The following is a 12,884-nucleotide window of genomic DNA, read 5'->3' on the forward strand; positions in this document are numbered from 1 at the left end:
CTCGCACACCCGCGGCGAGATGGTGCAATTGCGGCTCCCGCACGCCACCTGGGCGGCGGTCCAGGACACCGCCCGTGCAGGCGGGCTGACGCCCTTCAGCGTCGTGCTCGGTGCCTTCCTCGCACTGCTGCACCGCCACTCGGGACACCGCGACCTCAGCGTGATGGTGCCGACCGACGGCCGTCCCGCGCAGCGCTTCGACCGCACCGTCGGCTACCTGATCAACCCGGTGGTCCTGCGCGTGGACTGCGACCCCGACCACAGCTTCGGCGAGCTCACGGCCGCCGTCGGAGCCCGGATGGCGGAGGCCGAGGAGCACAGCGCGTACCCCTTCGCCTCCGTCGTCGACCACCTGCGCCGCACGACCGGCACCGCGGCCGGCTTCGACATCGGCTTCTACCTGCAGCAGGGAGTCGGCGGCGACCAGGACATGGCGGCCGGGCAGACCGTCTTCCGCGACGCGCTCGACCTGACCCAGGAGGGCGAGAACGACCTCGTCGTCGAGGTGGTCGTGCGCGACACCGGCGTGCTCCTCTACCTCAAGTACGACCCGGAGCGCTTCGACCGCTCCACCGTCGAACGGCTGGCCGAGCACTACCGGCTGCTGCTGGACACGGTGACGGCCGATCCCTCCGTACGCCTCGGGGACCTCGATCCCGCCACCCCCGCCGAACGCCGCACGGTCGAGCGGTCCAACACCACCCGCGCCGAACGGCCGCGCGACGTCACCGCCGCCGACCTGGTGCTCGCCCGCGCCCGGCGCGACCCCGGGCGCACCGCCGTCGTCGACGCGACGGGCTCGCTGACCTACGGGGAACTCGCCGGGCAGGTGCACGCCCTTACCCGGATCCTCACCGAGCACGGGGTACGCCCCGGCGACGTCGTGGGCGTCCTCGTCGCTCGCCGGGCCGCGCTGATCGTGGCCCTCCTCGCCGTCCAGAGCGCGGGAGCCGCCTACGTCCCCCTCGACCCGGACTTCCCGGCGGCCCGGCTCGCCCACATCACCGCCGACGCGGCACCCACCGCCGTGATCGTCGATCCGCACCTGGCCGACCGGCTGCCCGCGGACGCACCGGGCGTGCGCGTCCCCCTGACCGGCCTGGAGTCCGAGGCGCAGACCGTCGCCCCGGTCGCCCGCCGCGACGACGACCTCGCGTACGTCCTCTACACCTCCGGATCCACGGGCGAGCCCAAGGGCGTCGAGGTCTGCCACGGCAACCTCGTCAACCTGCTGGCCGCGACCGCCGAGCGGCCCGGCTGCTCCGAGGACGACACCCTGCTGGCGGTGACCACCGCCGGGTTCGACATCTCGGGTCTGGAGCTGCTGCTCCCGCTGACCCGGGGCGCCACCGTTCACATCGCGCCCGAGGACGTGGTGCGGGACGGGTTCGCGCTGGCCGATCTCATCGGCGACGCCGGCGCGACGGTCGTCCAGGCCACCCCGGCCACCTGGGAGATGCTGCTGCACGCCGGCTGGATCGGACGCGTGCGCAGGCTGCTGTGCGGCGGCGAGGCCCTCACCGCCGAACTCGCGGACCGGTTGCTGGACCGGTGCGACGAGCTGTGGAACATGTACGGGCCGACCGAGACGACCATCTGGTCCTCCGCCCAGCGGATCCGGCGGGGCGGACCGGTCACCGTGGGCACCCCGCTCGCCAACACCACCTTCCGCACCGCCGGTCCCGACGGCGCCCCTGTGCCCTTCGGCGCGGTCGGTGAACTGCTCATCGGCGGCGACGGCGTCGCCCGCGGCTACCGGGGCAAGCCGGAGCTGACCGCCGAGCGCTTCGTGCGCGATCCGGCGACCGGCGAACGGCTCTACCGCACGGGCGACCTCGCCCGCTGGTCGGCGGACGGGGACATGGTGCTGCTCGGGCGCGCCGACCGTCAGGTCAAGCTGCGCGGCCACCGCATCGAACTCGGCGAGATCGAGGCCGCCGTCCGGCGCGCCGGAGCGGCGGGCACCGCCGACGGCGTCGGCGACGTCCGGGTGGCCGTACGCGAGGACCAGCCCGGGCAGCCGCGTCTGGTGGCCTTCGTCCAGGCCGGCCCGGAGGCCGCAGAGGCCGCGGTCGGGCGGATCCGGGCCTGGCTGCCCGAATACATGGTCCCCTCCCGCACGGTCGCGCTGGCGCGCTTCCCCCTGACCCCCAACGCCAAGGTGGACACCGGCCCGCTGACGCGCCTGCCCATCGAGGAACTCGTACGCCGCTTCGGACACGAGGACCGCTCCGCCCCACCGCAAGGGGAAGTCGGCCTCCGGCCAGAGCCGGCCGGCCCCGCAGACCTCGCGGAACGGCTGCGCCGGAGCGCGGCGGCCGTCGCCGGGCTGCCTGCCGAGGAGATCCCCCTCGACCGGCCGCTGGGCGAGGTGGGCTTCGACTCGATCGGCTTCACCCGCCTCGCGGTGGCGCTGCGCGAGCGGTTCGGCGTCACGGTGCGCCCGACCGTCTTCTACGCCCGCCCGGACCTCACCTCGCTGGCTGCCCACCTGAGCGCGGCCCACCCCGAGGTGTTCGCCGCGACGGACCGCCGGCCCACCACTCGGACCGTGTCCGAGCCGATGGTCGCGGCGCCCGCCGCGCCGCACGGATTCGCGCCGGTGGCCATCGTGGGCATCGGCGGACGGCTGCCCTCCGCCTCCGGCCTGGAGGAGTTCTGGCAGCACCTCGCCGCCGGACGCGACCTCACCCGGCCGTACCCCATGGAACGGGGCTTCTCCGCACGGGTGTTCCCGCAGGGCCTGCGCGGCTCCTTCGTCGAGGACGTGGACGCCTTCGACGCGGCGCTCTTCCGCATCTCCCCCCGGGAAGCGGCGCAGATGGACCCCCAGCAGCGCCTGCTGCTGCACGCCGCGCACGAGGCCGTGCTCGACTCAGGCCAGGTCCCGGGCGCGCTCGCCGGCAGCCGCACGGGGGTGTTCGTCGGACTGAGCGGCACGGACTACCTGAGCCTGCTCGGACCGGGCTCGCCGGAGATGGGCGACCACTTCCTGATCGGCAACGTCCCCTCGATCGCAGCCAACCGCATCTCCTACGTGTTCGATCTGCACGGCCCCAGCGCCGTCTTCGACACGGCCTGCTCCAGCTCGCTCGTCGCCGTGCACCGCGCGGCCCGCGCGCTCCAGCAGGGGGACTGCGACATGGTCCTGGCCGGCGGGGCCAACCTCCTGCTGTCCCCGCACGGGTTCACCGGCCTGCGGCGGGCCGGGATGCTCAGCCCCGACGGCCGCTGCAAGACCTTCGACGAACGTGCCGACGGCTATGGCAGGGGCGAGGGCGTGGTACTCCTCGCCCTCAAACTGCTCGACCGGGCCCTGGCCGACGGAGACCCGGTGCACGGCGTGCTGATCGGCTCGGCGGAGAACCACGGTGGGCACACCCACTCGCTCACCGTCCCCAACCCGCAGGCGCAGCGCGACGTCGTGCTCGCCGCACACCGGTCGGCCGGGGTCGCGCCCGACACGATCGACTACATCGAGGCGCACGGCACGGGGACCCCACTCGGCGACCCGATCGAGATCGACGCCCTCAAGGAGGCGTTCGGCCGCCTGTACGCCGACTGGGGGATCCCGGTGGTTCCGGGACGCACCGGCCTCGGGTCGGTCAAGACGAACATCGGCCACCTGGAGGCCGCGGCGGGCGTCGCCGGCGTCGTGAAGGTCCTGCTGGCGATGCGTCACCGCATGCTCCCCGGCCTGGTGGACCTGCGGACGCCGAATCCGATGCTCGACCTCGACGGCAGTCCGTTCCGGATCCAGGCCGCAGCACAGACATGGGAAACACGCGAGGGGACACCGGCCCGGGTCGGCGTCAGCTCGTTCGGTATGGGAGGCAGCAACGTGCACGTGGTAGTCGAAGAGGCGGGACAGCGTTGATGAGCGGCACCACCGAGGACAGGACCGCCCGACTCGTCCTGCTGTCCGCCGACGGCCCCGAACAGCTCGCCCGCTACCGGGCCGAGCTGTGCACCTGGCTGGACGAGCACCCGTCGGCCTCCCTGGACGCCGTCGCGCACACCCTGCGCGTCGGCCGGGAGCCCCTGCGCGAGCGCGTCGCCCTGGTCGTCGGGAGCGTCGCCGAACTGGCCGCGCGCCTGCGCGACGGCGAACGCCTCGTGACCGGCACCGCGACGGCCGGCGCCGCCGCGGCCTCCGGCGGCGGCGCCGGGCCCGTGGCCACCGACGATCCGGCCGAGGCCGCCCGCCTGTGGGTCACCGGCCAGGACGTCGTCCTGCCCGAGCCCTCCGGCGACCGCCCGGCCCGGCTCTCCCTGCCCCTGCCGCCCCTGCAGACCCGCCGCTACTGGATCAAGCCGCCCGCCGGCCTGGCCGACGGCCCCGGCGAACGGCTGCTGACCGGGGAGGAGTTCTACCTGCGCGACCACGCCCTGGGGCGGATCCGGATCCTGCCCGCCGTGGCGGCCCTGGAGTTCGCGGTGGCCGCGGCCGAACAGGCGGGCCACGGCCGCGCCACCGGCATCGTCAACGTGCTGTGGGCCCGCCCCGTGCTCGTCGAGGACGAGCCGGCCCGCGTGCGCCTGCACCTCGCGCCCACCGCCGACGGGGTCTCCTACGAGGTCCGGCTCACCGACGGCAGCGCCGAGGGCGCGCTCTGCTCCGCCGGCACCCTCCGCTTCGGCGCCGGTCCCGAGGCACCGCGCCTCGTCCTGGACGCGATCCGCGCCCGGCTGCCCCGTACGGCCACCGCCGAGGAGTGCTACGAGGTCTTCGGCGCGCTCGGCGGCGGCTACGGGCCCAGCCTCCAGGGGCTGCGCTCGGTGCGGTCCGCGCCGGGCGAGGTCCTCGCGTACGTTGCCGTGCCCGCGGCGGCGGACCTCCCCTTCTCCGACTTCGCCCTCCACCCCTCCCTCCTGGACGCGATGCTCCAGGCCTGCCTGTGGACCGATGAGGACCCCTCGGCCCCGCGCGCCCGGGAACTGCCCTTCTCCCTGGACGCGGTCGAGATCTTCGGGCCGCTGCCCGAACAGGGCCACGTGCACGCCGTGCGGACCCCGGCCGGCCACGACATCGCCCTCGCCGACGACGAGGGCCGGGTCCGCCTGCGGCTGCGCGCCGTCGTCACCCGGCCCGTCGACGGCGCCGCCCGCCTGGACGGCACCATCGGCGCCCACCTGCTCGTACAGCGCTGGCAGGACGCCCCCGCGCCGGCCGCCGGCCGGACCGTACGCACCCTAGTGCTCGGCGAGGAGAGCTTCACCGGAGCCGAACGCGCCACCGGGGACTCCGTCTTCCCCCGCGACGAGGAACTCCTCCTCGTCCACACCGCGGACGGCGACCCGCTGCCCGCCCTCACCGGGCTGTACCGGTCCTGGGCGGCCCAGCCGACGCGCCACCCGGTGCGCGTCCTGCACGTGTTCCGCACGTCCGGCGGGGTCGGGGACGCGCGGGCCGAGGCCCTGGACGGGTTCGCCCGGGCCCTCGCCAACGAGGACCCGCAGTTCCTGGTCTCCGTGGTCGACGCGGGCACGGCCGGCCTCGCCGCCACCGTCGAGTCCGAGGCGCGCGCCGCCCACGCCTTCCGCGTCCGGTACACGGCCGCCGGCCGGCAGGTGCCGCGCTGGGAGCCCGTCAGCCCCGACCCGGCACCGCTCGCCCCGCGCGGCACCGTGCTGGTCACCGGCGGCGCGGGCGCCCTCGGCCGCCGGCTCGTCGCCCACCTGGGAGGCGACGCCCGCTACGTCCTGACGGGCCGTTCGGCGCAGGCCGACCTCACGGAGCTGCGCTCCGCCGGCCTCGACGTCCACTACATACCCGCCGACCTGGGCGCCCCCGGCGCCGCCGGGGACCTCGTCGAGCGGATCCACGGCTCCTTCGGGCCGCTCCACGGCGTCCTGCACCTCGCCGGTACCACCCGGGACGCTCTGCTGATCGGCAAGACCGACCAGCAGAGCGCGGCCGTGCTCGGCCCCAAGGTCCGCGGCACCATCGAGCTCGACCGGGCCACCGCCGGCGACCCGCTGGACTTCTTCATCGCCTTCTCCTCCATGTCGGGGGCCGCGGGAAGCCCCGGCCAGACCGACTACGCCTACGCGAACCGCTTCCTGGACGCGTTCACGGCCTGGCGCCGGGGCAGCGGCCGGCCGGGCCGCAGCCTCTCCGTGCTGTGGTCGCTGTGGGCCGACGGGGGCATACGCGTCGACGCCGACGAGGCCGCGGCGGCCCGGATGGCCCGCCAGGTCGGGCTGGTGGCCATGCCCACCGACGCCGGACTGGAGGCTTTCGACCGGGCCCTGGGCCACGAGGGCGACCACGTCCTGGTGGCGCACGGCAACCTGGCGCGCCTGCGCGAGGTGCTGGACGCGCCGGCGCCCTCGGCCCCGTCGGCCCCCTCCGTCCCCGCCCCGCGAGCCGTTCCGTCCGCCCCCTCCGCCCCGTCGATCCCTTCCGCGGAGCCGGCGGCGCCGGCCCCGGACGCAGCCGAGGAGTTCCTGCGCGGCGTGCTCGCCGAGGTCTTCGAGTACCCGGCCGAGGAGATGGCGGCCGACGCGCCGTTCGAGCGGTTCGGCATCGACTCGCTGCTGATCATGGACTTGACCCGCCGCCTGGAGGACCACTTCGGATCCCTGCCGAAGACCCTGTTCTTCGAGTACCAGGACCTGCGCTCGCTCGCCGGCTGGTTCACCGAGCACCACGGCTCCCGCCTCGCGGAACTGGCGCCCGCGACCGAGCCGGTGACCGCGACCGAGCCGGTGACCGAGCCCGAGCCGGTACCCCGGGCGGCAGGGCCCGCGGAGCTGGTGGCCGCCGCCCCGGCCGTGCTTGCGGCCGCCGCCGCGGCTCCCGCCCCCGCCCCCTCGGGCCCCATGCCGATCGCCATCGTCGGGGTCGCCGCCCGCTTCGCCGAATCGGACACCCTCGACCAGTTCTGGGACCACCTCCAGGCGGGCCGGGACCTGATCACCGAGATCCCGGCGGACCGTTGGGACTGGCGGGACTACGACCAGGCCACCCCCGCCGACCGGGCGGCCCGCTACAGCCGCTGGGGCAGCTTCCTGCGCGGCGTCGACATGTTCGACCCGCTTTTCTTCGGCGTCTCGCCCCGCGAGGCGGAGATCGTCGACCCCCAGGAACGGCTCTTCCTCCAAACCGCCTGGCACGCCATGGAGAACGCCGGACGCACCCGCGCGGACCTGCGCTCCCACCGCGTCGGCGTGTACGTCGGCGCGATGTACGGGCTCTACCAGCTGCACGAGGCCGAGGACGGCCGGATCGGCGCCTCCTCGCACGCCTCCATCGCCAACCGCGTCTCCTACACCCTCGGCCTCACCGGCCCCAGCCTGGGCGTGGACACCATGTGCTCCTCCTCGCTGACGGCCATCCACCTGGCCGTGCGCGACCTGCGCGCCGGGGACACCGACATGGCCGTCGCGGGCGGGGTCAACCTGCACGTCCACCCGTACAAGTACCGCTTCCTCGGCCAGGGCAGCTTCACCTCCAGCGACGGCCGCTGCCGCAGCTTCGGCGCGGACGGCGACGGCTACGTCCCCGGCGAGGGCGTCGGCGCGGTGCTGCTCCGGCCGCTCGCGGACGCAGTCCGGGACGGCGACCACATCCACGGCGTCATCCTCGGGACCAGCGTCAACCACGGCGGCCGCACCAACGGCTTCACCGTGCCCAACCCCGTCGCCCAGGGCAACCTCGTCGCACAGGCGCTCGGCGAGGCGGGCGTGGACCCGGCCACCCTCGGCTACCTGGAGGCGCACGGCACCGGCACCGCCCTCGGCGACCCCGTCGAGATCCGCGGACTCGCCCGCGCGCTGGCCGAGGCCGGGCTGCCCCCGGGCAGCCTTCCGATCGGCTCGGTCAAGTCCAACGTCGGCCACCTCGAATCGGCCTCCGGCATGGCCGGGCTGTGCAAGGTGCTGCTCCAGATGCGGCACGGCCGGCTCGTGCCCTCGCTGCACGCGGACCCGCTCAACCCGAACATCGACTTCGACTCGACCCCGCTGCACGTGCAGCGCGACCTCGCCCCGTGGCCCCGGCCCGACGGCGCACCCCGGCGCGCGGGCCTCAGCTCCTTCGGCGCGGGCGGGGCCAACGCCCACGTCGTCGTGGAGGAGTACATCGCCCCGCCGGCCGCCGGGCAGGAGCCCGGTCCGTACCTGTTCCCGCTCTCCACCCGGGTGCCCGAACGGCTCCCCGTGCTTGCCGCCGAACTGGCGGACGCCCTGGAGCGCGGCCTCGCAGACGGATCGTCACCCCGTCTCGTGGACGTGGCGTTCACCCTCCAGCACGGGCGCGAGGAATGGGCGGACCGCATGGTCGTCCTGGCCTCCAGCGTCACCGAGCTGGTGGCCCGGCTGCGCGGGGAGGACCCGGCGGGAGTCTGGGCCGGCCACGCCCGCGGCCGCGCCGCCTCCCGCGCCGCCGCCCCCACCGGCAGCGACCCGGCGTCGATCGGCGCCGCCTGGGCCGCCGGAGCCCCGGTCACGTGGCCGGCGGGCAACGGCAGCCGCGTGCCGCTGCCGGGCTACCCCTTCGAGGAACTCCGCTGCTGGCTCACCGACGCCATCTGGTCGCCGCCCGTACCGGCCGCGCCGGCCGCGGGGCGGACCGCAGCGGGTCCGGTGCACCCGCTGCTCGACGCGATCGACCCGGCCGAGAGCCTGGACGGCCTGACCTACCGGACCGCCTTCGACCCCGAACACCCGTACATCGGCGGCCACCGGCTCGGCGAGACCCGCCTGCTGCCCGCCGCCGCCGTCCTGGAGATGGCACGTGCCGCCGCCGAGGCGGCCGGGGCGGGGGAGCGGCTGCGGCTGTCCAACGTCCGCTGGCTGCGGCCCTTCGTCGTGGCCGGCGCCGAGCGCACGGCAAGGACCCGGCTGCGCCGCGGCGACACCGGCACGCGCTTCGACCTGCGCGACGAGACCGGCGAACTCCTCGCCGAGGGCCGGGTGGAGCCCCTGTCCGCGCCCGCCGGGGAGAGCCTGGACATCGACGCCGTACGGGCCCGCCTCGGCAGCCACCACGAGGGCGGCGCCCTCTACGCCGACCTCACGGCGGCGGGGCTGTTCTACGGCCCCGCCCTGCGGGCCGTCGAATCGATCGCCGCAGGCGACGGCGAGGCGCTCGTACGCCTGCGGATCCCGGCCGAAGCCGCCCGCTTCGCCGGCTCCGCCCTCCACCCCTCGGTGGTCGACGGCGCCCTGCACGCCTTCGCCGTCCTCCGGGACCGGGACAACGGCCCCGCGATGGTGCCGTACGCCCTCACCGCCGCAGAGATCCACGCCCCGGTGACGGACCTCGGGTACGCCTACGTTCGCACCGTTGGCACCGACCGCTACGACCTCACCCTGACCGACTCCGAGGGGAACGTCCACGTGCGACTGCGCGACCTGTCGCTGCGCCCCGCGCCCGGTGTCGCCCCGGCCCGGCCGACCGGAGCCCCCGCCGCGGCGGCCGTCTCCGCCGGGGCGGCTGCCGTCGCGGACGATTTGATGTTCGCACCGCGCTGGACCGAACTGCCCGGCCGGTCCCCGCAGCCGCTCCCCGACGGGGCCACCACCTGGCTCGTGCACGGGCCTGACTCGGCGCCGCTGGCGGCCGCCCTGCGCGCCCGCCTCGGCGGCGCCGTCGTCGCACTCGACCACGACCGCGTCACCACCGCCACCGGCCGGCCCGACCACGTGATCCTGCTTGCCCCCCGTGCCGCGGGCGGGACCGACGACACCGCCGCGCTCGAAGCGGCCCAGGAACGCGGTGTCCTCGCCCTGTTCCGGCTCGCCAAGGTCCTCCAGCGGACCCGCTCGGCCGTCCGCCTCACCGTGGTCACCGAGGACGCCCTCACCGCGGCGGGCGAACCCGTGGCCAACCCGTACGCGGCCGGCCTGCACGGCCTGGCCCTGTCGCTGGCCCAGGAACACCCCCGCTGGCAGGTCGCCGTCGTTGACCGCTCCTCCGCCGACGCGCCTTCCGCAGACGTGCTCGACGCCCCCGCCGGCGGCCCCTACGCACTGCGCAGCGGCGTGCTCCTCCACCGCCGGCTCGTCCCGGTCGCCGTCACGCCCCCGCAGGAGCGGATCCGCCGGGACGGCACCTACCTGATCCTCGGCGGGGCCGGGGGCATCGGCCTGGAACTCACCGAATGGCTGGTGCGCGGCTACCGGGCGAAGGTCGTCCTCCTCGGCCGCAGCGAACTCGACGCCGAGCGCCGCGCACGGCTGCGCGCCATCGACCCGGATGGCACCCTCGTCTCCTACCGCAGGGCCGACGCGACCGACCCCGCCGCGCTGCGGGAGGCCGTCGAGTGGACCCGGAGCGCCCACGGCGCCCTGCACGGCGTCTTCCACGCCACGATCGTCCTGCGCGACCAGACCGTCGCCACGATGACCGAGGAGACCTTCCGCTCCGTCCTCGACGCCAAGGCGCACACCTCGGTCGCCCTGCACGCCGCCCTGCGCGGCGTGGGCGGCCTGGACTTCGTCCTGTTCTTCTCCTCGGCGGTCGCCCTGTCCGGCAGCGCCGGCCAGGGCAACTACGCGGCCGGATCCACCTTCGAGGACTCCTTCGCCCACCACCTCGACCGGATGCTCGCCGCCCGGGTGGCCGTCATCAACTGGGGCTACTGGGGGACCGTCGGCATCGTCGCCGACGAGCGCTACCGCGAGCGGCTCGCCGCCACCGGAATCCACTCGATCACCCCGGAGGAGGGGATGGCCGCCGTGCACGCCGTGCTCGGACGCGAGGACCGCCAGGTCGTCGTGGTCAAGGCCGACGCGGCCGCACTCGCCGCGGTCGGCGCCCAGCCGCGCAGGGCCGCCGGGCAACCGGCCGGCCCGGACACCACCACGTCCGGCACGGGAACGCCGTCCGGCACGGGAACGCCGTCCGACACGGGGACGCCCACCGACGACGTGGCCCTGGTGCCGTCGCTGGCCCAGCTCCCCCCGGTCGCCCGGCTGCTCACCGAGGCCGACGACGCCCGCCTGACCGAGGTCATGTGCGACTGGCTGTGGACGCTCTTCCGTCGCGAAGGGGTCTTCCTCGGCGACGCCGAGAGCTGGCAGCCCGCCGCCCTCGCCGAACGGCTGGCCGTCGTCCCCGCGCAGCGCAGGCTCTTCGCCGAGCTCCTGCGCCAGCTGACCGAGGGCGGCTTCCTCGACGACCGGGGCGGAGCACTCGTCCCCGCCGGACGCGAGGCCGTCAAGAACCCCGAGGGAGACCTGGTCGAGCTGTGCGAGCGCAAGCCCGCGCTCAACCGATTCGACCGGCTGCTGCGCCCCTGCATGCAGAACCTCTTCGGCGTGCTGCGCGGCACCGTCCGCGCCACCGACGTGATGTTCCCGGGCGGCTCCAGCGCGCTCGTCGAGGGCGCCTACCGGGGCAGTCCGGTCGTCGACCGCGCCAACGAACTCGTCGTCGGCGCCGTCCAGGACCTGCTGTCCCGCCACGAGGGCCCGCTCACCGTCATCGAGATCGGCGCGGGCACCGGCGGCACCACCGCGAGCGTCCTGCCCGCCCTCGCCGCCTCGGGCACGGAGGTGACGTACGTCTACACGGACATCTCCCGCGCCTTCCTGCGGCACGGGGAGCAGCGGTTCGCCGAGGAGCACCCGTACGTCCGCTTCCAGCGGCTCGACATCTCCGCGGACCCCGAGACCCAGGGCTTCACCCCGGGCAGCGCCGACCTGGTCGTCGCGGCCAACGTGCTGCACGCGACCGCCGACCTGCTTGCCACCCTGCGCGCCGTGACCCGGCTGCTCAAGCCCGGTGGACGGCTGGTCCTCAACGAGGCCAGCAGCAACGTCCTCACCGCCACCCTCACCTTCGGCCTGCTCGACGGCTGGTGGCTGCACGAGGACGCCGAACTGCGCCTGCCCGGCTCCCCGTTGCTCTCCGCCCCCGGATGGCGCAGGGCCCTCGCCCTCGCCGGCTTCACGCGCAGCCGGGCCGTGCCGGCCGACGAGGGGCTGAGCCAGCACGTGGTGGTCGCGGAGACGGCACCGGGCCGCACGGCTCCCGCCGCCGCGGCGCCCGCCGCGCCGGCACGCGCCGCGGAACCCCCGCTCCCCTCGGCCGGGCCGTCCGGCACGGAGGGCGACGCGCTGCTGGAAGCCGCGCGGGAGTACGTGAAGGACGCCTTCGCGCAGATCCTCCAGGTACCGCGCGAACGGCTCTGGCTGGACGAGACGTACGAGAACTTCGGCGTCGACTCGCTGACGGTCCCCCTCATCGTGGACGTCCTCGCCGAGGGCATGGGCGAGCTGCCGGTGTCCCTGCTGTTCGAGTACCCGACCGTCCGCGAGGTCGCCGACTACCTCGTCGAGCGGCACGCCGAGCGGGTGCGTGCGCTCCTTCCCGAGCCCGCCGCCGAGCCCGTGGCCGAGCCCGCCCCGGCGCCGGCCGCCGTCCCGGCCCTCCATGAGCCCGCCGCCGGCGTACGTCCGGCCGCCCGTCCGGCGCAGTCCGTGCAGGCCACCGACCACCGCGTCGCGATCGTCGGCGTCGCCGGCCGCTACCCCCAGGCCGAGGACCTCGACGTCTTCTGGGAGAACCTGCGGTCCGGCCGGGACTGTGTGAGTCAGGTGCCCGCCGACCGCTGGGACCACCAGGCTCCCGCCGACGCGGACGGCCGGCCGGTGAGCCGCTGGGGCGGATTCCTGGAAGGGATCGACGAGTTCGACCCGCGCTTCTTCCAGATGTCCCTGCGGGAAGCCGAGCTGACCGACCCCCAGGAACGGCTGTTCCTCCAGACCTCCTGGCACGCCATGGAGGACGCCGGCTACACCCGGGCCCGTCTCCGGGGCAGCCGCGTCGGCGTGTACGTGGGCGTGATGTACGGGCACTACCAGCTGTTCGAGGACGAGCAGGGCCTCGCCGGCGGCATGGGCTACGCGTCCATCGCCAACCGCGTCTCGTA

Annotated in this window: 2 protein-coding genes (both cut by a window edge); both read left to right on the top strand. The window is 75.3% G+C overall.

What is annotated here, in order from left to right:
• Nucleotides 1-3,877 carry the 3' portion of a non-ribosomal peptide synthetase gene (locus OIU81_RS34845; protein WP_329154264.1) on the top strand. Its footprint begins 806 nt before the window's first position, so 3,877 of the gene's 4,683 nt are visible here — the last part of the coding sequence; its start codon lies beyond the left edge, outside the window; the stop codon is at nucleotides 3,875-3,877.
• Nucleotides 3,877-12,884, top strand: partial view of an L-histidine N(alpha)-methyltransferase gene (locus OIU81_RS34850; RefSeq protein ID WP_329154266.1) — the start only. 10,615 nt of this gene lie beyond the right edge of the window; the window shows 9,008 of its 19,623 coding nt (coding positions 1-9,008); the start codon lies at nucleotides 3,877-3,879; the stop codon falls past the right edge of the window. Before OIU81_RS34845 ends, OIU81_RS34850 begins: the two co-directional genes overlap by 1 nt.

It is taken from the genome of Streptomyces sp. NBC_01454 (genome assembly GCF_036227565.1).
GTDB lineage: Bacteria > Actinomycetota > Actinomycetes > Streptomycetales > Streptomycetaceae > Streptomyces.